The 25069-nt window shown below is 49.1% G+C and carries 26 protein-coding genes and 4 pseudogenes; 7 read left to right on the forward strand and 23 right to left on the reverse strand.

What is annotated here, in order from left to right:
• Positions 1-113: 113 nt before the first annotated feature.
• From FE784_RS22340 to FE784_RS42915, 5 genes and pseudogenes are all read right to left on the reverse strand, one after another.
• Positions 114-944, reverse strand: coding sequence for a sulfurtransferase (locus FE784_RS22340; protein WP_139604450.1), 831 nt, complete (start codon positions 942-944; stop codon positions 114-116).
• A gap of 211 nt (positions 945-1155) precedes the next feature.
• Positions 1156-1920, reverse strand: a complete 765-nt coding sequence (locus FE784_RS22345) for an FCD domain-containing protein (RefSeq protein ID WP_139604451.1) — start codon at positions 1918-1920, stop codon at positions 1156-1158.
• Positions 1921-2314: 394 nt separating this feature from the next.
• Positions 2315-3142, reverse strand: coding sequence for an NmrA family NAD(P)-binding protein (locus tag FE784_RS22350; protein ID WP_139604452.1), 828 nt, complete (start codon positions 3140-3142; stop codon positions 2315-2317).
• The gene (locus FE784_RS22355; RefSeq protein ID WP_246132126.1) at positions 3139-3546 is read right to left on the reverse strand and encodes a MerR family transcriptional regulator; all 408 of its coding nucleotides are present in this window, start codon (positions 3544-3546) and stop codon (positions 3139-3141) included. Before FE784_RS22355 ends, FE784_RS22350 begins: the two co-directional genes overlap by 4 nt.
• A 185-nt stretch (positions 3547-3731) precedes the next feature.
• A pseudogene (locus FE784_RS42915) lies at positions 3732-3833 on the reverse strand (histidine phosphatase family protein); the annotation flags it as partial.
• Positions 3834-4173: 340 nt separating this feature from the next.
• Here FE784_RS42915 and FE784_RS22365 point away from each other — a divergent pair.
• Positions 4174-4578 carry a CBS domain-containing protein gene (locus FE784_RS22365; RefSeq protein ID WP_139604453.1) on the forward strand — a complete coding sequence of 135 codons (405 nt, stop codon included), beginning with the start codon at positions 4174-4176 and terminating at the stop codon, positions 4576-4578.
• A 334-nt stretch (positions 4579-4912) separates the two neighbouring features.
• Positions 4913-5284 (forward strand): iron chaperone, encoded by a 372-nt coding sequence (locus FE784_RS22370; protein ID WP_139604454.1) that lies wholly within the window; start codon positions 4913-4915, stop codon positions 5282-5284.
• 73 nt (positions 5285-5357) lie between these two features.
• On the opposite strand, the pseudogene FE784_RS22375 reads toward FE784_RS22370, so the two are convergent.
• The 4 genes and pseudogenes from FE784_RS22375 to FE784_RS22390 form a co-directional block, all read right to left on the reverse strand.
• Positions 5358-5597, reverse strand: a pseudogene (locus FE784_RS22375) (transposase); the annotation flags it as partial.
• Between the two features lie 167 nt (positions 5598-5764).
• Positions 5765-6358 carry a YdeI/OmpD-associated family protein gene (locus FE784_RS22380; RefSeq protein ID WP_139604492.1) on the reverse strand — a complete coding sequence of 198 codons (594 nt, stop codon included), beginning with the start codon at positions 6356-6358 and terminating at the stop codon, positions 5765-5767.
• Between the two features lie 378 nt (positions 6359-6736).
• Positions 6737-7156 (reverse strand): SRPBCC family protein, encoded by a 420-nt coding sequence (locus tag FE784_RS22385; RefSeq protein WP_139604455.1) that lies wholly within the window; start codon positions 7154-7156, stop codon positions 6737-6739.
• On the reverse strand, positions 7153-7482 hold the full coding sequence (locus FE784_RS22390; RefSeq protein WP_139604456.1) for an ArsR/SmtB family transcription factor: 330 nt from the start codon (positions 7480-7482) through the stop codon (positions 7153-7155). Before FE784_RS22390 ends, FE784_RS22385 begins: the two co-directional genes overlap by 4 nt.
• A 294-nt stretch (positions 7483-7776) precedes the next feature.
• On the opposite strand from FE784_RS22390, the gene FE784_RS22395 reads away from it, so the two are divergent.
• The 4 genes from FE784_RS22395 (at position 7777) to FE784_RS22410 (ending at position 9998) form a co-directional block, all read left to right on the forward strand.
• Entirely contained in the window at positions 7777-8223 is a 447-nt protein-coding gene (locus tag FE784_RS22395) for a hypothetical protein (protein WP_139604457.1), read from the forward strand.
• 1 nt (position 8224) lies between these two features.
• On the forward strand, positions 8225-8443 hold the full coding sequence (locus FE784_RS22400) for a helix-turn-helix transcriptional regulator (protein ID WP_139604458.1): 219 nt from the start codon (positions 8225-8227) through the stop codon (positions 8441-8443).
• Positions 8444-8645: 202 nt separating this feature from the next.
• Positions 8646-9344 carry a DUF4386 domain-containing protein gene (locus FE784_RS22405; protein WP_139604459.1) on the forward strand — a complete coding sequence of 233 codons (699 nt, stop codon included), beginning with the start codon at positions 8646-8648 and terminating at the stop codon, positions 9342-9344.
• Positions 9345-9377: 33 nt separating this feature from the next.
• A complete protein-coding gene (locus FE784_RS22410) occupies positions 9378-9998 on the forward strand; it encodes a class I SAM-dependent methyltransferase (protein WP_139604460.1) in 621 nt (206 codons plus the stop codon).
• 166 nt (positions 9999-10164) lie between these two features.
• Here the strand turns inward: FE784_RS22410 and FE784_RS22415 are convergent, their stop codons facing one another.
• The 11 genes and pseudogenes from FE784_RS22415 to FE784_RS41055 all read right to left on the reverse strand — a co-directional run bounded on the left by FE784_RS22415 (position 10165) and on the right by FE784_RS41055 (position 21575).
• Positions 10165-10866: a DsbA family oxidoreductase gene (locus FE784_RS22415; protein WP_139604461.1), complete on the reverse strand. Its 702-nt coding sequence runs from the start codon at positions 10864-10866 to the stop codon at positions 10165-10167.
• A 46-nt stretch (positions 10867-10912) separates the two neighbouring features.
• Complete coding sequence (locus FE784_RS22420; protein WP_139604462.1) at positions 10913-11803, reverse strand: class I SAM-dependent methyltransferase; 891 nt, start codon at positions 11801-11803, stop codon at positions 10913-10915.
• A gap of 56 nt (positions 11804-11859) precedes the next feature.
• The gene (locus FE784_RS22425) at positions 11860-13302 is read right to left on the reverse strand and encodes an MDR family MFS transporter (protein ID WP_139604463.1); all 1443 of its coding nucleotides are present in this window, start codon (positions 13300-13302) and stop codon (positions 11860-11862) included.
• Positions 13299-13824, reverse strand: a pseudogene (locus FE784_RS22430) (FAD-dependent oxidoreductase). Before FE784_RS22430 ends, FE784_RS22425 begins: the two are co-directional and overlap by 4 nt.
• 57 nt (positions 13825-13881) lie before the next feature.
• Positions 13882-14138 (reverse strand): annotated as a pseudogene (locus FE784_RS22435) (transcriptional regulator); the annotation flags it as partial.
• A gap of 411 nt (positions 14139-14549) precedes the next feature.
• Positions 14550-14945: a VOC family protein gene (locus tag FE784_RS22440; RefSeq protein WP_139604464.1), complete on the reverse strand. Its 396-nt coding sequence runs from the start codon at positions 14943-14945 to the stop codon at positions 14550-14552.
• Between the two features lie 147 nt (positions 14946-15092).
• On the reverse strand, positions 15093-15527 hold the full coding sequence (locus FE784_RS22445; RefSeq protein WP_139604465.1) for a YciI family protein: 435 nt from the start codon (positions 15525-15527) through the stop codon (positions 15093-15095).
• A gap of 347 nt (positions 15528-15874) precedes the next feature.
• Positions 15875-16027 carry an SDR family oxidoreductase gene (locus FE784_RS22450; RefSeq protein WP_139604466.1) on the reverse strand — a complete coding sequence of 51 codons (153 nt, stop codon included), beginning with the start codon at positions 16025-16027 and terminating at the stop codon, positions 15875-15877.
• Positions 16003-16458 carry a helix-turn-helix transcriptional regulator gene (locus FE784_RS22455; RefSeq protein WP_139604467.1) on the reverse strand — a complete coding sequence of 152 codons (456 nt, stop codon included), beginning with the start codon at positions 16456-16458 and terminating at the stop codon, positions 16003-16005. Before FE784_RS22455 ends, FE784_RS22450 begins: the two co-directional genes overlap by 25 nt.
• 805 nt (positions 16459-17263) lie before the next feature.
• Positions 17264-18586 carry an ABC transporter substrate-binding protein gene (locus FE784_RS22460; protein WP_176706427.1) on the reverse strand — a complete coding sequence of 441 codons (1323 nt, stop codon included), beginning with the start codon at positions 18584-18586 and terminating at the stop codon, positions 17264-17266.
• Between the two features lie 22 nt (positions 18587-18608).
• Positions 18609-21575, reverse strand: a complete 2967-nt coding sequence (locus FE784_RS41055; RefSeq protein WP_176706428.1) for a hypothetical protein — start codon at positions 21573-21575, stop codon at positions 18609-18611.
• Positions 21576-21811: 236 nt separating this feature from the next.
• Here FE784_RS41055 and FE784_RS22465 point away from each other — a divergent pair, with 236 nt between their 5' ends.
• On the forward strand, positions 21812-22648 hold the full coding sequence (locus tag FE784_RS22465; protein WP_139604469.1) for an AraC family transcriptional regulator: 837 nt from the start codon (positions 21812-21814) through the stop codon (positions 22646-22648).
• 36 nt (positions 22649-22684) lie between these two features.
• Here the strand turns inward: FE784_RS22465 and FE784_RS22470 are convergent, their stop codons facing one another.
• The 3 genes from FE784_RS22470 to FE784_RS22480 all read right to left on the reverse strand — a co-directional run bounded on the left by FE784_RS22470 (position 22685) and on the right by FE784_RS22480 (position 24906).
• Complete coding sequence (locus FE784_RS22470) at positions 22685-23464, reverse strand: alpha/beta fold hydrolase (protein ID WP_139604470.1); 780 nt, start codon at positions 23462-23464, stop codon at positions 22685-22687.
• Positions 23465-23503: 39 nt separating this feature from the next.
• Positions 23504-23872, reverse strand: a complete 369-nt coding sequence (locus FE784_RS22475; protein WP_139604471.1) for a VOC family protein — start codon at positions 23870-23872, stop codon at positions 23504-23506.
• A gap of 65 nt (positions 23873-23937) precedes the next feature.
• The gene (locus tag FE784_RS22480; protein WP_176706429.1) at positions 23938-24906 is read right to left on the reverse strand and encodes an RNA polymerase subunit sigma-70; all 969 of its coding nucleotides are present in this window, start codon (positions 24904-24906) and stop codon (positions 23938-23940) included.
• Positions 24907-25069 lie beyond the last annotated feature (163 nt).

Here is a 25069-nt window from a genome sequence, read left to right on the forward strand (position 1 = left end):
GCAAGACATTCTCTCCGGTTGTCCGGTTGAAATGATGCTATGGGATTGGGCTTTGCTCCCGATATCCAAGGTCGGACTGTGGAGGGATACAAATGCCGCTTTGCACTCAGAAATCAGACGACCTCCGTATCTTCCGCATTTCCCCACTCTTCCCATGATCCTTCGTAAGGCCGGATATCCGGGAAGCCGAGCAATCTCAAGGCAAAATAAGTATGCGCGCCGCGCGAATTCAACTGGCAGTAGGGGACGATCGTCTTGTCGGCGGCGACATTCAGCCGCTGAAACGATCGTAGCAGCTCCGGATACGACTTGAAGGAAAACACTCCGCTTGCTGGATCCCGGTCGAGCGCTTCCGTCCACTCGAGGTTGACGGCGCCGCGAATATGTCCGCCATGGCGGTTGTGGCGTTTGTTCTCCCCTTTGTATTCCTCTTCGGAACGCACGTCAAGCAAGATGCCGTCCAGTATGCCGGATTGAATGTCCCGCTTGGTCGTGATCAAGCCGTCCTGTGCGCAAACGTTCGTCAGACGTCCTCTAACCGTTTCCGGCGAGACGGCGTCGATCGGCTTTCCGGCTGCGACCCAGGCTGCGTAACCTCCGTTCAGCAGCTTCACCTTGTCCCTGAACCCGAAATATTCCATTACATACAAGACTCGGGCGGCTGCAGGGCCCTTGCCGTCGTCATATACGAGCACGGTCGAATTGTCGCCGATGCCCGCGCTTTCCATCAGGTCGCGGAACGTTTCGGCCGAGACGATCGAACGGGACGAGCTATCTTTCAGACGTCCCTGATCGAATGGACGCGCCCCCGAAATGTGGCCCTCCTCGTATCCTGATCCCCGGGCGTCCAGCAGGACTACGTCCTCACGGGACCTGTTGCGCTCCACCCAGTCGAGATCAGCCAGCAGGTGGCCGTTCGGGTACAATCGGCTTTGCTCGGACATCGCGATTTCATCGCTCCTTCGGGTAAAATGTCATCATGAATCGAATTGGTCAATACGTTATTAATCATCGATGATTATTAATTTATAATCGAAATTCTCTAAAATTGCAGTTGTTAATGTAGCCTATTGTACTGCCGTCCCTTTCTATTGTCAACTATTCAAAGCAAATTACTTGGTTTTAATCTGGCGGCTTACTTGAATCCATGGAATTTTAGTCTACCGACTGTAGCTTCGGGAGAGCCGCAACGCTGCCTTTGAGGGCAAAAAACGTTTTCACGTCGTCAATAATGCCGTTGATATGCTGCAACATAGCCTCCGAGGCCGCCTCCGGATCCCCTGCCGCTATACATTCGTAAATATGGACATGCTCGACAACCAGATTCTTTCCTAAGGAATGACGGATTTTCCCGGTAACGTGCGGGTTCATGCCCTCGTCCCAGACGAGCCTCAGTGCGTGATACAACACTTTATTCCGGGACATCTGTGCGATCGTCATATGGAATTTCTCGTCTTCCCGATTCGGGATCGTTCCGTTGTCCAGCGATTCTCGCTGCGAGTGGATGATCTCATGCAGTGATGCGAGCTCTTCGGAAGTGGCGTGAATCGCAGCCAAATAAGCGTTTTCCCGCTCCAAAGCCCTTCTGGAGATGAGAACGTCCAGCAAGTTTTTCTCTTCGCTCGAGTTCAGCGCCTCCAGAAAATTCATATTTCGATCGCGCAAGCTCAGCTTCCGCTGCAGTTCTTCCATATGCCGTTTTCCCGCGATCGTAAGAACGCGTCCTTTTCGCCCTTGCAAGCGAGTAAAGCCCTGAAGATCGAATTCCATCAGCTTGCGGCCGATGGAAGCCTGGCTCATGCCCAACTGCTCCCCCAGTATCAGTACCAAAGTCGTCGCACCGACCGGGGTCGGCGAAGTGTCCAGCATGGACAATAGCTCGCAATCGTTTCTCAACTGCTTCATATTGACTTCCTGCATCCGGCACACCTCCTTTCTTCGCCAAGCCGCGACTATCCGGCTGTCGCAACTGTCGGTACAGTATCGATTGTATGCCGATGCGGCATTTATTGTCAAACCGCGGTACACCTTATCGATGTTCTTCCAAAGAAGACTTGCTCGAGATTAACATTCTCGACGTTACTTTGCGCCGTTCCACTCTTATGCTTAGTTCAATCGAGTGCTTTCATGCTTTTAAACCAAAAATAGGTATGTTTCCCTAGGAAAACCCTTCTCTATTCTTTTCATTCTACATAAACTATGCTGCCCATTAATAGAGAAAAAGGCAGCCTCGTGCTGGCCGGCTGCCGTCGTGTTCATTCAACTCTCGTCTCCGTTAGCTTAATCTTTAGTTGCTACTTTGTAACACTTCGATTTATGGGTTTTTAAAATATTGCACGTGTTCAGACACCCATTGGGCAAAGGTGCGTGCTGGGCGGCCAGTGACCTGCTCGACGGTAGGAACCACTGTATACGCAGATTTGGGAGGGTTGGCATGCCAACCTATTACAAAATCAATAACGTCCTCTTGGGCTCCCTTATTCCGCATGCGTTCGCGCGCTTGATCTTCGGTGAGCTCGACGAAACGGATATCCTTCCCGATTGCTGCACTGATCGTGCGAATCTTCTCTGGTATCGTCAGCACTTCGGGCCCGGTCAACGTATAGATTTTACCGGCATGACCGGTATTGGTCAACGCAGTTGCAGCCACACTGCCGATGTCGGCCGGGTGAATCATAGCATCCAAAGAGTCAGCGAATGGCTCCTTTACAACGCCTTCCGAGCGAATGGACTCTGCCCAGACAAGTGTATTGGACATAAACTCTGGTGGCGGCTGGAGAAAGGTCCACTCAAGGCTGCTGGCTTCCACGGCCTGCTCCACGGGGCCGTTCACACCGCTCCACAATACCGTGACTCGCTCTACTCCAGCTTTTTGGGCCAGTTCAACAATTTCGGGTCCAGTGTGCAGCGGGCCGAAACCTTCACTGTTAAAAGTGATCAAGTGCATGCTGGTAACGCCTCTCAACGCGGGCGCAAGAGACTCTGGAGAAGCAAGGTCGCCATATACGACCTCAACCCCTTCTGGAAAACTTGCTTTTGCCGGGTTGCGCGTCATCGCACGCACATTATGACCTGCCTGTACAAGTTCTTCAACGATATGGCGACCCACATTTCCGGATGCTCCTGTTACTAAAACCGTCATTGCCCAGCCTCCTCAAACTTATTTCTTTTATCTTGATAGTTTTTCATTAAGCTGATTTGCTTTTTCAAACTCAATTCCGCATCTGCTAAAGCTTTCTTTTGTCGAATAACTTCATCCAGTTTTGTTTCATAGATCTGCAGTAATTCTTCACAATACTCTTCTTTTTCGCCGAATTCATGATTTTCGGGATATTTGCAATACATAATATCTTTTATCTGGTCCGTTGTGAGTCCTAAATTAAGATAGAGTTGAATTGTATGAATAACTTCGACGATGGAATCATCAAATTCGCGATAATTATTGTCAAGACGAGAAACGGTTATCAACCCTTTTTTTTCATAATGTCTTAAGGATCGAATACTAGTACCGGTCTGTTTAGCTATTTGACTTATTTTCATTTTCATAGCTCTATCTCCCTTCTTTGTAACCTATAGGCTCATCATAAAGTATGACACTAGTGTTATAGTCAAGTTCATTTTGTTTAGATATCGGGTTTTGAAGTCTTTAATACAAGTCCAAGTCGTACTGACGGTCAAAGTGCCCCATCATCATGGTCATAACGGCTCCATGAGTCCCTATTGCAATCTTTACGGGAATCTGATCTCCCCTTGTCGGTCAGCCCGCGTGTTCTCTCGTTCCCTTCCGTTTTGGGTGACTCTCCGTGCCTGACCATATAAATAAAGCTTTTCATATACCCCCGGGCCCAAGGATGGCTTCTACATAACGAACATGGAAAATAGGAGTCTACTTTATTTACTTAGGACACAAATGTGGTTCATTCCCCCTTTATTACGGTAATGATGGATAGGAGCGTATAAAGAAATTGAGCAGAACTATGTGCCAACTACTCGAAAAGAAATCTCCGCTACCTCGAGCATACACTCTATAGATGATCAAGAGATTACCAATTCATGATTTCGTCCCTCTTAAAAAATTTGGATACCGAGCAGATATCGCAAAAAAACGGGAAGCAGGCCTAAGCAACCATGAAGTCTAGACGTAAGAACTGACCCTTGAAGGAGGCTGGACCCATGCAAATATCTTCTTTCTTGTATCCCAAAGACAAGGTTGCATATATCACCACCTCCATGTCCATGCATGAAGCAATGGAACATTTGGAACATCACCAATACTCGGCAATCCCCATTATTGACACGGAAGGGAAATATATAGGCACCCTATCGGAAGGCGATCTGTTATGGAAGCTGAAAAATACCCCTGGACTTAATTTTGACAATATGAATCAATCCTCTGTAACCGAAATCAAAAAACGCCTCCGTACGGAATGCGTTTCGATTAATGCGCAAATGGAGGACATGTTGGCACTTGCCGCCGATCAAAACTTCGTACCTGTTGTAAACGATGATCGTATTTTTATTGGAATTATACGCCGCAAAGATATTATTGAATATTACACCAGAAATATAACCGATTGAAAACCACTTTCTGACGGGAAATCATTCAATCTTCAATTTTCTATTTATTTCTTTAAATGGCTATAATATACTACAATTAACTACAATCAACTCAAGCCTTAAACTGCGGCTATAGCCACATTTCGCAGTCTTCACATGATGGCAGCGACCGAATGTTGGCTCGTTTTTAGACAGACCGGTTATCGCTGCGATACAAATCAGATACTTTATAATGTATAGTTGGGAATAGATGTTGTTTAAGACGTGTCTGAGCGATTCCGTGAGGGGTTTTAACGACGAATGGGTTCGAAAAACTTCTTTGAACGACATAATTGTTATGGTAGGAGGGAACAACATGGAAGTTTTTGCAGAATTTTTAGCGCGTATTGATAACCCGCAACATCAGGCCCGAACGGAAGAAGTTTTCGCTTGGGTAATTAAGAAATTTCCAAACTTAATGCCAAAAATTGCGTGGAATCAGCCTATGTTTACCGATCACGGCACCTTTATTATTGGCTTCAGCGTAGCCAAACATCATTTGGCTGTTGCCCCTGAAAGGGCAGGGATTAATCGTTTTTCTGATGAAATTGTGCAGGCTGGTTATGATCACACCAAGGAGTTGGTACGTATCCGGTGGGATAGACCGGTTGATTTCTCATTACTTGAGAAAATGATCGAGTTTAATATTTTGGATAAGGCAGACTGTTCAACTTTTTGGCGGAAATAAACGGCAAACATGGTTTTAAAGATAGCGTTTAGCTGATGGGTCTGAGCCCTTATCGGGTACGAACTCGGTCCTCTAGCGTAGCGAGATACACATATTTTCGCAGCTTCGCATCCCCGCGTTTTGAGAGCACGATCTCTCCCTTTCGCTTACCGGACATGCTTTCGGCTAAATGTAAACCAGCTTTCCGAAGTAACTGACGCCCATGCGTGTATCGTCTCCAGTCACCTGCACCGGACAAAATGGCTGCGGTGTAGATTGGTCCGAGACCTTTCACAGACCGCATTTGGTTCGCTATCGGAATCTCGCCAAGTACGGTCACCATGTTCTGAAGCTAATCGATCATACCATTCTTGACTATGCGGGGGTATCCATTCTGGATGTTGAGTTGGGTTATAAAATAGCTTTTTACCCATATACTTCTCCTTTTATTTTGGTAGTGACTTGATGTATGCTTTAGTCCTTCGACATTGATAAAATATACTAATCATTTAATCCCTTTCCATTGAAAATATGCGGCAAATATTTTTCAACCCTGGACTCTCGAGTTTTGGATTGCTTGGGTGCTGAAAAGTAAAGAATGTACCCTCTTTGCCGTCCAGGCGTCAGTGCTTCAAAAGCAATTTTCAAGTCAGGGATTTCAACGAATTTATTTTGTAGTTCTTCAGGAATGGTGTATTCCGTATTCTTGTTATAGTTCACTTGCAAACCGGCTTTTTCAACCTCAATGGCTTCATCAATATATGCTTTCAAGATAAGCTGCATCTCATCTATTTCTTGAACATTGGTGAACCGAATCTGGCGCGCCGCCTGTACATTCTCCGTTTGTTGGATCAGGATCCCATGGGGATCTTTTAACAAGGCGCCTTTGTGAAACAGAAGCGCACAGTATTCTTTAAATCCATGGATTAAAACGATGTTGTTACTCTGAAACGTGTAACAAGGATGCATCCACTTAAATTCTTCGGTCAGCTCGCAGTCGAGAACGATCTCTCTCAACTTCTCGAATTCTTCCTTCCACTTTTTAGCCTTGCTAAAAAATGGATCAATTTTAGTATTCCTTTTACCTGTTATCATCAAGGTACACCCCTCTGCTTTTTGACAATCATCCATTTGTATCTCAATATTGTCGACTTGTTTTAAGCAGAAAATACTTGCTCGATTGCCGTCCGATAAATCAAAAGCCCGCGGTTTCACGGACTTCATACGGCCCCTGTTCTTGTCAACCGACAATTCTATTATCTAAAAGGGATGCGGCAATCCGAATGTATTCATGAGTACAGAGCGGCTGCAACCAAAGTAATGATTAAGGTAGGGCGTCGCTTGTCCAAAAGGAGACTTGACTCTCGAATGTAAGAGGCCTGCCACCGGCACCGTGATGCCAATCCAAATTCCTGCGCATGTGGCTGCTGCCAGATGCCGGTATCCGATGACAGGACTCTCCTTCCTTTACAACTAGGCCAATACCTTTTCAAGCTCGCCGCACCATTTACCCCAGCCATACCTAGCGCCTTCGAGACCTTGAGCATTGGCGAATCCGGTTTGTTCGAGATGAAGGTTAACCTTTCCGTCCCCTAAATCCTGCAGCGTCCAGGTGACCGTATGCTTCTCCCCTCCGCTGGCCCAAGTGTAGGACACCCGATTTGGCGCGTCCACGATAAGCACTTCTCCGTCAATAATACCATCCCAATATTCGGACGGTTGCGTACGAAACTGAAAACGGCGTCCTACGACGGGCTCAAAATCATTCTCCATCGCCTGACCGGTGTGGATGTTGAACACCCACTTGGCAAGCTTGCTTGAATCGGTTAAGGCGGACCAAACCTTCTCGATCGATGCCGTGTACTGAAAATCCAAGGATAAGGATAAACTCATTCATCTTCCTCCTCTAATAGTTGGTTCAAACGCAACAAATTCGTACTCCAGAACTTGTTGTAGAACGCCACCCAATCATGAATTTCTCTAAGGGGTGAGGCGTTTAGCCTAAATCGCGTCTCTCTGCCGACTTTTCGGTCAAGGACCAGTCCGGCCTCTTTTAGGATTGTCAAATGCTTGGATACCGCTGTACGGCCCATTTGAAACTGTGTCGTTAACTCATGAAGCGGTATCTCCTCTGACTCTGCTAACAGACGAATCAGTCGGCGTCTAGTTGGGTCTGCAATCGCGTCAAACACATCCCGCAACTGGTAGTTTTCGCTCACAGCACCCTCTCCCAAGTTCTTCGTTGATCCTCTGATAGGTCACCATTTGGTGTCCCTTTTATTATAGGACACCATTAAGTGTCGTGTCAATGATGAAGTTCCAACATTTTTACGGATCACCTCATTTATGGATAGATGAAGCTTCTGCAGATCTGTATCATACACTTCACATGACTGCGCCCTTCCTAGTGTACAACCCATATGTAAAACAAACTTGACAAAGGATCTAGTTTTAATTACATTATGTATAGTTTAGTTTACATTTTTGAATTATACTTTAATTATGAGGTCAATATGTCCTATCAAGAAAAAAAAATTATTGTTTCCATCATCAGCAGTATACTCATCTTCACCCTCTACACTTTATACGCGATAAATAATGCCGAGGAAGGCAGAATCACTTCGGCCAGCGACTTCAGTTTTTGGGGTTCCTTCATTTTGGTGCTGCTCCCGGTGTCGATTGTAGCTAAGATTATCATTCATATCGGGTTTGTCATCTTTAATAAAATCGCCACGAATGAAGATGAGCCTTCTTTTGAAGACGAGTTTGATAAGATCATCGAGTTGAAGGCAGACCGGATTTCGCTTTATGTGTTTTTCCTCGGGTTTATATTATCCATGGTTCCGCTCGTTACGGATCTTCCAACTTACTTAACGTTTCTTGCGTTGATTTTCTTCGGTTTTTTATCCGATCTACTGGGACGTATCGCTCAATTATACTTTTATAAAAAAGGAGTTTGACATGGGAAAGGATGCGATCAGCAATCATATACGGAATCTTCGCTTTCATCATAACGAGATGACCCAGCAGCAATTAGCGGATAAGGCTGGGGTCACCAGACAAACGATTGTTGCTATTGAGAAGGGGAATTATTCACCTTCATTGGAGTTGGCTTTTCGCATCGCGCGTGTGTTCGGAAAGTCCATCGAAGAGGTCTTTCAATATGATGATAAGCAATAAAACGCGGATAAAACTGGGGAGTGAAATTTGCAACAGCCGTATTGATTAATTGGCAATACCCACTGGACCACGCAGCTGAAGCACATCGATATGCCGATACCGGTCGTAAAAGAGGTAATGCCATCCTCGCTACTTCTTTGACCTCTTAATTCGCACATCCCGCAATTTCCGCCAAGGGTAGGTATTATTAAGGAGGTTAATTTTGTTGAGGAAGAGTACAAATTCAGGAAGAAGGTCTGCAGTAATTACTGGGGCGTTATTACTAGCCGGTTTGGTTACAGGTATATTTAGCGTTGTTCCTGTTATAGATGGAGCAGACTACCTTGTCAAGGCTTCTACAAATGAAAATCAGGTACGAATAGGAGCGTTTTTCCAGTTGTTAATGGTTGTTGCATATGTTGGCATTCCTATTATGATGTATCCGATTTTAAGTAAGCATAATAAAGGTTTAGCTCTAGGATCTGTTGCTTTCGGCATCATTGCGGGTGTGTTCATTATTATAGGTGTAATCATTCTTCTGTTGCTATTGACAGTAAGCCACGAATTTGCAAAAGTTGGAACTCTGAATGTCTCGTATTTTCAGAACCTGGGTGGATTGTTGCGGGAAGGACGTGATTTGGTGAACCATGTGGCAACGACGCTGGCATTTGTTTTGGCTATGTTCTTGTTTACCTGCATATTTTACCAAACAAAATTAGTTCCACGTTGGTTGTCAGTTTCGGGTCTTACCGGGTCTATATTGTCCATATTGGCGAGCTTATTATTTATGATTCGCTTCATCGGTCTGGATGCAACCTACATGCTGTTGAACATTCCAATAGCCTTTCAACAATTGGTTTTGGCTATATGGCTAATCATTAAAGGATTCAACCGGGCGGAACAGGATTCCGTATCCAATTAAGATGGATGCTCTAAAAAAGAAGGTGTAACTGAAATGAATAAATCAGAAAGTTTTTGGGACAAAACAGCAAGTAAATATGATCAAATAGAGATGAAGGATGAACAGACGTACATCAATATAATAAAAAGAACGAAAACGCATCTCACCATAAGCGACATTGTTTTGGATTACGGCTGTGGGACTGGATTGATCTCAAATGAAATTGCAGAATATGTGAAAGGGATTCATGCAATTGATATATCTTCTAATATGATAGGAATTGCAGAAAAAAAGGCAAAAGAGCGAAACATTGCAAATATAAACTATGCTCATTCGACCATTTTTGATGAAAGGTATAAGAAAGGCTCATTTGATGTCATCCTGGTCTTTCATGTTCTGCATTTGTTGGAAGATGAACATATCGTTCTACAAAGAATTAATGAACTGTTGAAACCGGGAGGATTACTGATTTCTGCAACACCATGCGTGGGAGAAAAGATATTACTGAGAAGCTTGTTATTCTTTGCAGGTAGGGTTGGTTTAGTGCCGAATATAAGATCATTTAAAATACGCAATTTAGTCGATACAATTGAGGAAGGGAATTTTTCAATTGTCGAATCGGATTGCTTGAAGAAAAGTTCTCAGGAATATTTCATTGTTGCTAAGAAGATTTGATAGGTTACAAAGGAGCCGTTTCACCAAATATTTCGCCGTTACTTGTGATACGGTTCTCCGCACTGTCTGTAACGGCAAGTTGAAGGCCATCCTATGTGGGATGGCCCTATCCGTAACATCTTGAACCAGTTGGGCCAAATCTCCCGCTTAACGTTGGCAAACCAAATTACACATTGCACACCCCGTCAGTGCAGCTATCATCACCTTTAGATCGCGCCTTTTCTTCTCGGAATTCCTTTTCTTCATCCCAGATCGAGTTCAGAGCATTTAGAAAACCTTCCTCGGACTGAGCACCCGAGATGGTGTATTTGTTATTAAACACGAAGAATGGTACTCCTGAAATATTCAACTTTCTAGCCTCGGCGATGTCTGCTTTGACCGAATCTTTATAAGCATCGGATTCAAGCATTTCCGCTACGTCCCGTTCATTAAGCCCCGCCTCGCTGCCCAAGGAAACAAGCACGTTGTGGTCGGCAATATTCATGGATTGCGAAAGGCAAGCGCGAATGAGGCGTTCTGTTAACTCAGCTCCCTTTCCCACTTTGGCTGCAAAATGAACCAAACGATGACCATCAAACGTATTTGCAACAATAACTTGATCATAATTGACATCGAGTCCAGCTTCTTTTTTAATCATTTTAGCTACTTGTGCTTGCTTGGCTTTCAATTGCTCGACAGTCATTCCCTTTTCCCGAGCAAGTTGCTGGGTACTAATCGTTCTGTTTTCTGCATTAGGATCAAGTTGGAAACTGCGATATACAACTTCCACTTTATCCCCCATCGTAAACATGCCAAGAGCATTCTCAAGTTTTCTTTTACCTATCACACAAAAGGGACATCCAAAATCCGACCAAACATCTATTCTCATCGTCCATTCCCCCCATGATTTAATGATAATTCAATTCTTATCAGACTCAAATCTCTCTCGTATACATGTTCTGATCCTGCAATCGAATCAGGACTTTGCCAAAACGTCCACCCTCCTGGATGACGACTTTGCCGGACGGATAGGCTTGATTCAAATAGTCGGCAACGATGTTCCGATTCCGCTCATCTGCAGGCAGACGGTGATGGCCAAGCCAAGTCATCGCTTCCTGCAACGCCGCTTCTCTGGAGACTTCCGTCGTTTTCGCTTCCCGCGTGATAAGCGATTCGTATGCATAACCTTTAAGATACAGCAGATGCAGCAAATATCCCATTTCCATAAGTTTCGTATGGTAGGGCTGGCCGGTGATGAGCGGCCAAATTTCATTCACCAGGCTGTGCTCCGCAGGAATTACCGGCATACTGATATAACAGAACTTTCGAGCGCACTGGAGCACCTTCTCCACGCTCTCCCAATTGTGAATGACAGGGCTCATCGAGACAAAGACGAGATCGAAGGCCTGGTTCCAGCCCTTGGCCTCTACGTCGATTTCTTCAAACGGTAGGGGTACAATCTTCACCTGGTCTTCGGCGAAGCTCGAGATGTTTTCTTCCAGCAATTCGATCAGCGGGGGAGAAGTCTCTATGGCGGTTACACGGGCCCCTCGCTCCGCAAACGGTACCGAGAACACGCCCGATGCGGCGCCGATATCCAAAATGGAGCTGTTTTCGAACTGAACTCCTTGTCCTTCCAGCCAGTTCATGATTCGTTTGGTTCGCTTTCTTCCTTCTTCGCTAAACGATTGTTCGTTGAAGGTCTTGGCCTTGTGGTCAAAAGATCGGGCAGGATCGACTCCATTCTTTTTCATCCTGTTGATTTTCAAATCGGAATCGTCTTTCCACGCTTTTTCCCATAGAGCTGCATTAAAAAAATCGTTCATGAGTATTCCCACGCTTTCCTTATGGTTTATGGATCCCCTTAAACGAACGGCCTGATTCATCCTGCAGCCTGTTCCGCCTGTTCATGTTCCGGCGATTTCCCTTTACGGAGAAAGAGACCGAGTACGAGCGCGACGAGCGCGACGATGACGCCGAACCAGAAGGCGTTGTTGATACCAGCTGAGAGTCCTTTGGCGATTTCCGCCGGAGCCTGCGGATCGTTCGCTCCGCTCAAGTATTGCTTCTGTCCGCCCGACATAATACTAATATACAGGGCAGTACCGATTGCGCCGGACACCTGCTGCAGCGTATTCAAGATCGCCGTCCCGTGCGGATGCAAATGGCTTGGCAACTGGTTGAGCCCAGCTGTCTGTGCGGGCATCATGACTAGCGCGATGCCAATCATCAGCGCGATATGAACGGCGACGAGGAAGCCGGTGCTCGTTGCTTCGTCGAATCGGGTGAATTGCCACAACGAGACGACGGCAATGGCCAGTCCTGGGATAACCAGAACGCGGGGCCCAAACTTGTCAAACAGCTTGCCTGAGATCGGGGCCATGAACCCGTTCACAATCCCGCCGGGAAGGAGGATCAAACCGGACTTGAATGCCGTTACCATGAGCACGCCTTGCATAAACATCGGAAGCATGATCGCCGATGAGAAAAATGTCATCATCAGCACGAACAGCAGCACCGCGACAAGCGCAAATGTCGGATTCCGAAACGCACGTAAATCCATGACAGGTTGCTTTAACAATAGCTGCCTCCAGACGAACAGCAACAAGGAAACACCGCCCGCGGCGATCGTCCAGATGACTTCCGGCTCCGACCAACCGTGCTCGCCAGCACTGCTGAACCCATAGACGATTCCGCCGAAGCCGATCGTCGACAACACGATGGATAAGAAGTCCACTCGCGGTTTGGTGACTTCCGACACATTCTTCAAGACAGCGGCTCCTATAATAATGGAGAGCAGCGCAAACGGTATCACAAGGTAAAACAGCCAGCGCCATGAAAGCCCGTCAACGATTAAACCGGATATAGTCGGACCGATCGCCGGCGCGAACATGACGACGAGCCCTAACATCCCCATTGCGCCTCCCCGCTTTTCCGGCGGATAAATGGTCATGATTACGTTCATTACAAGCGGCAGCAGCATGCCGGTTCCTATCGCTTGAATAATCCGCCCGACCAGCAGCACGCCGAATTCCGGCGACACCGCCGAGGTGACCGTACCGACGAAGAACAGACCCATCGCCGACAAAAATATTTGCCGGGTCGTGAACCATTGCTGCAGGATTGCCGTCACCGGAACAAGCACGCCAACGACGAGCATGTAGGCGGTGGACAGCCACTGGCCCGTTGCCGCAGACACGCCGAACGATTTCATCAATTCGGGAAGGGCATTGCCCATTAGCGTCTCGTTCAAAGCGGCGACGAACATGCCGATAATCAGGGCAAACATGATCGGACCGCGCTTAATATTGTTCAAATTACTCATCCGTTTCTCCCCCAAGCCTCTGCATTTAGTTCATTGTTGATGACCGCGGCGGCAAACGAGCCTAAAGAGGCGGCAGCAATGGCTTGATGCAATCGCGATGCAGCATCTCCAGCACTATATACACCCGGAACATTCGTTTTCCCGAACTCGTCGACGACGACCGCCCCCGTTTCCGTGATCTGGCATCCGATAGCTCGCGGCAAGTCCGATCCCGTAACTAGCTCCGGTTTGAAAAAGATCCCCCTGCATGGAACGGTCGTCCCGTCCTCAAGAACGACTTGCCGCACGATCCCGTCGCTAGAGTCAATGTGCCGGATCGGCGAGTCGAACAGAGGCACTTGATTCCGCTGGAGTTCCTCGCGCTCGGGTCAGAAACCCGTGAGTCTCGTGGGTTACAGCGTTACGAGGACGGCCTTCATCGATCACCGCTACATGTTTCCTCGCCCTCCCAAGCACCAGGGCGGCACTCAACCCAGATGGACCGCCGCCAATAATCGCCACATCGAGAAGTTTTTTATCCACCATAAACCTCATCCTCCATGGATCGATAATATCCATAATTAGAATACAAGAAGTGCATCATTTCTTGTTTACCTCGTGGCTGCAGCGCTTGAACGCCTCATCCAATACCGACTGAATCGTATGTTCCTGCAAGTATTGGTGCAGATGCTGCTCCGCGCCGTTCATAACTTTCTCAACCAAACATTCGTTTTTTTCCAGACGTTTCTGCTCCCGTTGTGCAGCCCCTCTTCCGCTAACAGCCGGTGCTGCCGCGAACTCGAATTCGAATTCGAGCACTCGAATAACTGCTGTCCTTCAATCACTTGAATCACATTTGTAGGGCATAATCTGTACTTTTGGAGAACTGCAAGTTTCCCTTCTCCCTTCTCAACATTATCATTATTATAGATCTTTAATGTCCATAATAAATGATTCAACTCCAAATTGCAATGACATTCTTGATCCGAACTTCCTTCCAGTGGCGGGCGAATCTGGAAAGCACATCAACGGTGGCTGTCTCGCTCTCCTTATGTTCAAAAAATGACGCCGCCAACCGGACTTCAGTACACGAAATGCCTCGTCTAACACTTGCTGTTTCGCCGGTGAGATTACCAGGATACCACCTTGCAAACGAAGGAATCAATGGTGCCTCTAACAAAAAGATAAAACCACACTGAATTAAATGTGGTTTTATCTACTCCATTATCGAAGCGCATTCCGTTTCTCATACTCGATCCTTAACAAACTCAGGCGGGTATCACAATCATCCAATTGAAGCCGTATTTATCTTGGACTTCTCCATAGTAGCCACCCCAAACTTGCAGATCGAATGGGAATTTCACTTGGCCGCCTTCCGACAGGTTTTTAAAGGCTTCGCGAGCGTCGGCATCCTTCTCGTAAGCAACGCTCAGTGAAATGCTACGTCCCTGCTGAACCGGCCCGAACACGGAATCGGAGAAGAAAAGTTCATTCCCGCCGGCAATGACCCGCATATGCATAACTTTATCTTTGTTCTCTTCCGGCGTGCCTGGGATCGATCCGAACGTAGTGACGGACGTGATTTCACCACCGAGAGCTTGGATGTAGAATCCAGCTTGCGCTCTTGCATCTTCTGAGTGAATATAAGGGGTGATTTTTGACATTTTAAATACTTCCTCTCATTTTGGGTTTGGTATAAGGCTTTTGCATTTTATTGGAGTCCGGAGGTACGGCAACCTCTCGTGTCTCTGTATCGAGTTCGAGGTCAACATCCACCTCATCTCCGGCGTTAATACCAGCGCCTGCTCGGTTTATTTTTTGTTCAGCATGTTAATCTGGTTGCGCAGGTCCGCTTCCATGGCCAGCATGTTCGGATCCTGCGTCAATTCAGGCATCTCGAACACCTGCCTGAGTTCGATTTCGCCTTCTCCGAAACCGTGCGGATCCGGCATACGCATTGCCCATTCGATCGCTTCTTCCCTTGAATTGACTTCGATAAGCGTATAGCCGGCGATTAGCTCTTTAGCCTCAGTGAAGGGGCCATCGATTATCTTCGGATTGCCGCCTGGTTCAGGATAAGAAATCCGGATGCCGCTCGAACTTGATTGAAGTCCGTCTGCAGCGAGCAGCACCCCGGCCTTGGCCAACTCCTCGTTGTACCGCATCATTGCTGCGAACAGTTCCTCGCTAGGTTTCACACCCGCCTCTGAATCCTTGGTTGCTTTGACGATCATCATGAATCGCATTTGTTTTTCTCCTCCTCATACGTATTAAAGACAAGTTCTCCAGTTCCCTATCCGCTTAATTTTGTCTTTGTATAAACGACGAATGAAAACCGGCATAATCGACATAACGGATCAAAAATTTTTCTTGATCCTTTCCATTATCAGTTAGCCGATGTATTTTTGTAAATATGACCCACCTATGTAAAAAAGTATAGTCGCGAATATTAGGAGTTGCCTGCAAGCCGTGGGGCAAATATTAGACTGGCATGCCACATAAAAGAACGGCAGCCTTGGACGAAATAAAATCCTAGACTGCCGTTCTTTTACGTACTTTGGCATTGGTAGTATCAGATGACACTGGACTCCAATTACAGCCCCCCAGTAACAGGGGTATACGATCCGGTAATAAATCGTGAGTCATCGCTTGCCAGGAAAGAAATAACTCCTGCAATATCATCAGGTTCCGCCACACGTCTGAGTGGTGTGAAGCCGCTAATCATTTGTTTCTCTTCCTCTGACATAAAGGCATGTCATACTTGTTTCGTTCAGAAGTGCTGCTTTTCCACGGATTTAAGTCTATGATGACCTGATCAGCACCAGCCACACGACCTTGTTCTGCCTTCGAGACCAATGCGCCGACTTTATCGAGCAGTCCGTCCAAATTTGGGTTGCTAAATGCTTGCGAGGAATGAAGACCTCGCAAAGCTGTAGAGAGGGCCATAAGCTCATCAAATGAAAGCATTTGCCGATCCAAGCGAAAGTTTTCCATGATTTCGAATCCGCCTTCCGCTCCCGTGTACGAAACAATAGGAATTCCTGCTAGATTCAATGATTCCAAATCGCGATAAATCGTACGCAAGGAAACCTCCAGACGATCAGCCAATTCTTGAGCCTGAACGCGTTTGCGGTTTAATAGAAGGATAGTAATGGCCATAAGTCGCTCAAGTTTCACTGTTGTCCCCCCAATTCAGAACATCTTGTTTACACGAACACGATGCTTTAACTCCTGCGGGTAATTAGGCTCTTACTTGCATCATAAACTTTCATTGTAGACAATAGTATGTCAGGATTAGCAAGTTCACTAGTGTTTTGTTGCTTTTTTTGAAACAACAAATTTGTCCTAAAGGAAACAGTGGCGGACCTAGACTTGAAAAATAAAGTCTTAGACTGCCACTAACGTATACATTTAGTTACTCAATCCCATTGGTATTTAACCGCCCTGTTGGTTGACCCTGCCATGCAAGGCCAATCAGTCGCTCATAACTGTATACTCCTTTCAACGACTGTGAACTTGAATTCTTCCTTGCACGACAACAATCGACAGATGTCTGCTCAAAGTTGTTACAAAAATGCACAACAAAGGCACCTACACAAAACATATACAGCCCGCTGTCCCTCGATGGGCGTTTCATTCATTGTTGTCGTTCGCTTGGGCGGAAATGGCCGCCGCCTTGCAGATAGCCCGCCAGTAAACGTGAAGAACGGCCGACTTGTGCGCTTCTTACCGTGCGGGAAACGGCAAAAAACCCATCCCCCATGGGACGGGCTCGATAAAATAACGGAACTGTAGTGTGCTATCGACCGCTGCAACAACTATGCCGCCAAAATTACGGAACTGTAGTCCGTTATTCAGCCTTTTTATCGCCAGCGAAGCAAAAAAAGTATGGCTTAGCGTACTACAGTTCCGTTATAACCAAGAAAGACTGTGAAATATCCAATTTAGCGCACTACAGTTCCGCTATCCGCACGTGATGCGGTCATTTCTTCCCTTCCGCCTGTAGGAACTTCTCGGCTTCCTCCTGCGCGCTGCGCAGCGCCGTATTGATATCCGTCTGGCCGGAGACGATTTTGAGTACGTTCGGCGTAAACAGATTCAACAAATCTCCGTCGTATATGCTCTGGTACGACTTCGGGGCGATCTGATTATAGTAGACGGCCTGCCAATTTTTGCCCTTGAACTGGCTTTCCGAGCCGATCAGTTTCTTGACGCCCTCGTCATTCAGCACCGTCATATAGCCCTGCTTGGAAAACTGCGTCTGCATCTCGAGCGAAGTCAAATAGCGGATAATGGCCATCGCCGCATCTTTGTTCTTGCCCGTATTCGTGATCGCGAACATTCGCGGCGACGCTTGCGAGCCGACCTTCGGCTTCTCCTTCAACGTCGGGAGCGAGACTAGATCCCAGTCGATATTTTTCACATATTCGGGACCGTCGAACGGAAACTGGGAATTGAACACCATCATGGCCAACTCTTGCGTCGAAGTCATTTCCGTATAATAGGGCAGCTTTTTCTTGGCGGTCGACCATGCTTGGTAATTGCTTGTCGCTTGATTCAAAAAATAAGTGTCGAACATCGTTTTCCAGCGCTCGTCCGACAGCAGCGGCTTCTTCGTCTCCGGGTCATAGAGCGGCAGCGACAGCTGATTCATGCGCAGGATGTGGTTCGGCGAGGCGGAATACCCCATGTAGTTGACTCCGCCTTCGCTTCTCGTCAATTTCTGGTTCAGCTCCTTCACGTCGTCCCAAGTCATGCCGTCCTTCGGATAAGGCACGCCGAATTTATCGAAAATGCCTTTGTTGTAAAACATCACTTGAACCATCGTCGTGACCGGCAAAAAGTAAAGCTTCCCCTCCCCCATCGCCCGGGCTCCGTCGATCGTCGTCTGCTCGAACTTGGACAAATCGACGCCGTGCTTCTTGATCAGCTCGGTCATGTCGTATTGTTGGCCCGAGCCTATCAGCGGACTCGATATCGTCTCCATTGAGCCGTATACGAGGTCGACATTTTGCCCGGAAGCGGTCAGTTCCGGCAGCTTCGTCCCCGTTTTCCACGGAATGAACGTCACTTTGAAGTTCGGAAACTTCTTCTTGATAAACTCGCCGTAAGATTGGTTGAACTTCTCTTCCGTCCCGCCGGACAAGTCCTGGATGACGACTTCCGCCGCCATGGTGCTGTAATCGATTTCCGGCTGTGCTGCCGGTTTCCCCGCCTCGCCCTTCCCGTCCGTTTTGCCGCAACCGGCAGCAAGCATAAGTGCCGCCGTACAAAGAATGGCGCGTGCCCGCCGTTTATTAACCATTGTGTTGACCCCCTTATTTGGTTCAAAGCTCATTGGTATAGCTGACGTACAGATCCACCGTCGCATAAGCGTTTGCCGGCAAGCCCGCCGACACCCCGCTGATCCGGACCGATAGCCGATCCCCCGCCTGACAAGTCGTACCGCCCGGAACAGCCGCCAGGAGCGGATTGGACGAAACGGTCGGGCCGGCGATCCCGCCGATCCAGAGCGAACCGTTTTTCCACAGCTCGAATGTAAACGCCGCCCCGCTCGCCGCAGCGCTGGCATAAGCCGCGAATTGGGACAGCGCGCCCGCCCGGGGAACGACATAAGCTTGCGCGGGATGCATCTCCGCCCGCTTCATCGAGTCTCCCGCCGCGACCGACGGCAAGTCGTCGACATAGAAGTGCAGCGTGTCGCCGGACTTCCCCGAAGCTACCCACCCCGTCCCGTTCCAGACGACCGGTTGTCCGAGATCGGTGTCGAAATAAGCGAAGCCTTTCTCCGAACGGAATGCCGAGGGAGCCGGGCGCTGCGCCGTGGTCCCCTTGCGGGCGGCCATTTCCTCGCTCTCTCCGGCGTGATGGCTTTTCATCATCGCGACAAATTCAGGCGACAAGGGTGTCCCCGCATTCGCCAAGTAAGAGACAAGCGGCGCGGACAGTTGCGTATTCAAATGGTTGCCGCGAAGCGCCCGGTTCACTTGGATGAAGCCGTACCGGTCGACCAGATCGGGACGAGGCGCGCCATTTACAATCGGGGTATGGATCGTACAGTTGACGAAGGATACGCCGAGATCGGTCGTGAGAAAGTAAAAGTCTCTTCCGTCGTCCGCCACATCGGAACGGATATCGCAGTTGTCGAATACGATTCTACCGCGCATCGGGCCGCCGTTGACGGCATCTACGCAATTGACCAGACTGCGGCTTATGCTCACGTCCGCGACGCTGCCCTGGAAATGTCCGAAAAATTCGCCGACCTGCACGAAGTCGATTTTCGGGTACAGCGAGTATTCATCCTGATAGGCTGCCGTACGCAGACCTTTCAGCAAAAAGTTGACATTGGCCTCGGCTTGGGAGATTTGACCGGTTATTTTCTCGCACTGGATGTTTTCGAACCGCATGTAGCAGTTCGCCGTCACCTTCTCCCCGTCCATGCCGCCCGGCTTGCCCAGATCGAGACTGTACGGATGCGGGATTTGCAGAATGCGCACCCCTTTCTCCCGTCCGCTTACCGATATGTTCCGAAACTCGATCATTTGCGGGAAGAAGAGGCGTATGTTCGTCCCGGTCACTTTCGAGAACGAGGCGATTCGCATAATCCGGCAATTCCCAGTCGGATTCGGGACACCGGTATAGTCGAACGTCAAGTCTTCGATCCGGATGGAGCGCCCGTATCCGACCGGGTATTTGTAATCGAAGTCGGCCGGATTGAAGTCGAGCGCTATCGTCTCCGCGGCTCCGTCCTCCACGACGAGCCGGCAGTTGCGAAGGCGGATATGGCCGTCCCATTTCGCTCCGTAATCCCGGCGGAAGCTGATGAACGCATTGCCGAACCGCTTCGTATTCTCGATGAACAGATCGCCGCCTCCGGTAAGCGTCAGCCCTTTATAACCGATCTCCGAATCCTGGATGTACAAGTTCCAGCAGTGGAAATGGACGTCTACCCGGTTCAGGCGGCAGTTCTCGATGCGGAAATTTTTGTACAAATTCGTGCCGAACACGCCCCAATGGACGGAGGAGCCTTCCGCCGTGACGTTGCGGAATACCGCATTCAGCACCCTCGTCCCGCCTATGCCGTACGTCCCTTGCGGCACGTCGCGGTCTGTCCCTTCCCTGTCTTTCTCCCAAGGCATCAACCGGACGTTTTCCAGCGTAATATCGAATACGCGCTGGAAGCTGTAGAAGCCGTTCCGCGGACTGAGCGCGACATCGTTTCTTCCCGCCTCCAAGCCGACCCACTGGTTGCGGATGATCGTCCGGCTGCGGCTGACCGTAATGCCGTTCGTCCAATAGTCGCCCGTTTGCAAGCCCGGACTGTCGCCGGACAACAGCAAAGTACCGCCCTCGATCGTCAAATAATGGTCGTCGCACGGATATGCCCAGGAGCTCGTATAGTCGGAGAACGTCCAAGCGATGCCCCCGATAATCCGGCCATGCTCCTCGACATAGAAAAACTCCTCCTTGCTCCAGCCCGGATGATTGGCGTACCCTTGGCGTATTCCGATCTTATCCTGGCTGTCCGCGAAGAAGACGAGGCAGTTCTTATAGGGTGCGAGCTCGGGAATAAGAGTCGTCCCCGGCTTCAGCTTGGCGAGCACGGACAGCTTCTTGGACGCGTCCAGCGTGATCGGGATCGGCTCTTGGCGACTCGTCACCCGGAAGCGGGGATTTGTTTTCGTATTGAAGCTTTCGTCGATATGCAGCTTCGTATGTCCCCAGTGCACATTGGTTTGAATCGCGATCTCGTTCGTCTGCTTGATCCAGTACTCGCCCGTTTCATTGATTACCGGCAGCTGTCGGCTGTTGGCGTAAGCATGCGCCGCTTTGATCTGGACGCCGTCGTCGTTCACGCCGTCTCCGACCGCGCCGAACTGCTTGTAGTTAACGCTGTCCCCGGCCAGCAGGATCGCCTGCAAACCGTTCTGCAGCGTCAGAACGCTGCCGCCGTCGTCCGTCAGCGTACCTGCCCGGACCGCGTACATCGCTCCCCCTCCGTCGCCGGGAGCGAAATAGCCCGCAGTCCATACAAACCGGCCCGCCGTCAAATTTGAATCCGCTTTCATGTCAGCCACCGACGAATATACGCAGCAGCAGGGCGAAGAACCGCCTCCTTCTCCATATGCCGCCCCGGTCACGGAGATGCCCCAGGCGGGGCTTTGCAGCATCGCTTGGGCGGCCAGAGCCGAGCCTGTACCTCCCAGAACGGCCAACAGTTGTCGCCGGCTGATCGAGTCTTGCCCGTAATCGCTCCGTCGCAGTTGTTCCTGTTTGAACCCTTTCTCCGTCATCCTTTGTTCCCCCTAACGGCGAATATGGCCCTAGTGTAGCACGGGCCTAACGGGGGTGAACATGACTCAATCCGTCCTGGATGCACTATCCGATTATTGATCTTTCTTCGATTGCCTCGCTCTAGTCTCTTGTTTTATCATGATAGTTAACCGATCGTTTTCAGAAATCACAGAATAAGTCATGTTAATCAATCAGGCGGGCCCCGCTACGGCTCCGCCGCTTGGAGGCCTCTTTCATGCCGCTGTCCGACTCGCCGCCTGCCGCACAAGTGTTGTTCTCAAGATACATTTTGCACAAAAAGCCTTTCCTGACACGCCCTGGAGCCTTAACCAGCTACTATATCCGCCTGCAGGTCGTAGGCCAATGCCAAGCGTTCATCGACGGCGAATGGCATGCCTTGCAGCCAGGTGATTTGCTGCTGTGCGAGCCTGGCCGATCGTTCCAGCTCGCATTCGGAATGGATAAGAAGAAGAGAAGCGAAGAGGAGACCGGGGCGATCCTCAGCGGCAATTACTACGCGGGCTGCGGAGGGGAATGGCTTGCCGATTGGTGGAATCTCAACCGCTATCCGATGCTTTCGAGAATTGTTCCGAGTATGAGCCTGATCGCGATATTCAAGGAGATTGCCGAGGAATACGTGAGGAAACGTCCGAATTGGCGGGAAGTGTCCGGCTATTTGCTGCAATCGCTATGCCTTCATATCGATCGCGCGATGCACGACATGCAGTATAAGACGAAGAAGCACGCCATTGTAGTGGAGCGCATGAAGCAATACGTCGACGAGCATGCCTGCTCTTCCTTGAAAGTAAGCGACGTAGCATGTCACGTGGAGCTAAGCGAGTCCTATGCGTCCCGTCTGTTCAAGGAAATGACCGGACAAAGCATCATCCTGTACGCGCTCGATCGGCGGCTGCTGCTGGCCGGCGACCGGATGCTCGATACCGGGTACACGCTCGAGCAAATCGCGGAAATGTCGGGCTTCCACAGCTACTCTTATTTCCACCGCGTCTTTTGCAAAAAATTCGGCCTCACCCCGAGCGAATACCGGAGCAAGACCGAAAAAGTCAATTAGGCGCAATTGAACCGGTCACCATCGCTCCGGCCTGCCCTATCTAAAAAAATCCGAAAGCAGCGGCAGCAGTTTTTTTGCGTTAACCATGTGGTTTTGGCCTGTAAGCTGCGAGTACTTTGCATTTGGAATTGCCTCCGCTAATTGCCGGGCGACATCATGTAATCCTGTGGGACTCCTCTCGCCAACGCCGATTAACGCCGGAACGATTACTTCAGCAGCTCTTTCGACGGGAGCTAGGTCCTGCGTGAGCGCAATATCGTAAGCTAAGGTTGGCGCAAGTGCTTTCATCTTCTGCCAGCCGGGAAATAGCGGCAATAGCCAGACGAACACTCGCGGCATCCCAATCCCCTTCAGAAAGGTACGCATCGCCTCTGCGTTATTGCCGTCGTCGAGTAGCTCTTGTACGGTCTGACTTAATTGATGATATTCGACCTTTTCTTTCTCGTCGTGCACATATGACGCATCGTACATCGCTACCTTTCGTACTTTGCCGCCCAGCCTAAGCGCAGCCTCAAGCGCCAACACGGCACCCGAAGAATGGCCGTACACATACGCGGTGCCGCCGGCTGCATCGATCATGGCTTCAATATCTTCGATTTCACGCTCCAGCGAATAAGGCAGCATATTCCCGCTATCGCCGCGTCCGCGTCGATCGTAATTGTAGACCGTAAAGGATGTGGCAAATACTTTGGCATCATCCACGACCGGCTTAAAAGAGCGGAAACAGGAAGCTCCCGTGACGTAAATGAGCGCCGGACCGCTGCCATAGACATCATACGCCAAGGTTGTGCCGTCTTTGGACTGCGTTGATTTCATGATCACGCCTACTTCCTTATTCGGAGTTGGAGTATAGGTTTATAGATGTTGAAGGCCAATGCGGTTTCCTTCGCTGTCTAAAAACATGCCTACATACCCTGCATGATCGCCCAAATAGGTTTTCTCCATAATCACTTGGCCACCCGCTTCGGAAACCCTCGAAAGAATAATATCCAGATTAGGACTTCCATCAATATAGACCGTAACGCCATCAGGAGAAGGCGTATGACGCGGCCCCTTGACCAGGATCCCTCCGTTCTGCTCTTCTTTAACCGGGAAAAAAGCGTATTCCTCATCCCCCATGCGCATCGATTGCATCTCCGTTGCTAGAATCCGCTCATAAAATGCCTTCGCCCGTCCCATGTCGGACACGGGAATCTCCACCCAAATAAATATCCGATCCCTCATTGTTCATTCTCCATTCACTCTGAAATTTGCTTGCTATTTAATATGACGTATGAACTATCGTAAAATCATCGGTCCAGCCCTAAATTTGCCGGCAAACCAAACCGAGTAACCAATTGGGGGTCAATGAAATGATGGACATGCGCGATTTGTCCGCCTTGAATCTCGAGGACATGTATGCTCCACGGCACGAGTTCACCATCATTCCCTGCAGGCACATACTGCGCATAGGCGGGGCAATAACCGTTGGCGAGTACCGGCACCAACCGGGAACCTGCGCAATGGCTTCGAGTCGCGCGGTAGAATGACGTTATATCCATTTTGCCGAGTACCCACATCACATAAGGCGGCATCGACAAGCTAGCGCTTTCTTGGAACAGCGACAACAGCCTGTCGAGATCGTATTGTTCGAATGCTTCCACATAACTGGTAAGCAGCCGTTGATCGACATCGGCGTCGATCACTCGCAGCGTGTCGGACCGAAGTCGGGCTTGTTTCATCGTTGCCCGTGCTCGTTGTAATGCGCTGTTGACGGCCCCTACCGTCATATCCATCGCTTCTGCCGTCTGCATGGCCGACCATCGGAAAACTTCGTTCAGAATAAGAACCGCACGCTGCCGTGGCGGTAATGTTTGCAGAAGGGCAATAAACGATAACCGTATGGTTTCCTTATTCATCGCCAATACAGCAGGATCATGAGAGGAGTCCGGAATTGGCCCTATCCAAGCAAATGGAGGAAGATTTTCGCTGGGCTCCGCTATCGATGCGGCTGCACCGGACAGATCCATTGGAAGGGCTCGGCGCTTCGCATTCCGAAGCTTGTCCAAACATACATTCGTAGCAATGCGGTAGATCCACGTTCGTAGAGCTGATCGATTATGTATCTGGTCCTTCCCCTGCCAAACGCGGAGCATGGTATCCTGTACCGCATCTTCCGCCTCGGCATAAGCCCCTATCATTCTGTAGCAGTATCCTACTAACTCGGAACGCATCTCTTCAGCCATCGTTAGTTCCTCATGGATTTGGCTCACTTCCATCCACCTCTCTAGACTCGATCGGACCTTCTATGACGGCCGCAACAGACCATACGGGCTTTGTTCGTTCGAAAATTTGGAACACACTGCAATAATTATACCGTAAAGGCACACATTCAACATGCAGACTAATATCCCCCTTCTGATCGAGACGTTTACATTAACA

The sequence above is a fragment of the Paenibacillus hemerocallicola genome, assembly GCF_006265175.1.
GTDB lineage: Bacteria > Bacillota > Bacilli > Paenibacillales > NBRC-103111 > Paenibacillus_AB > Paenibacillus_AB hemerocallicola.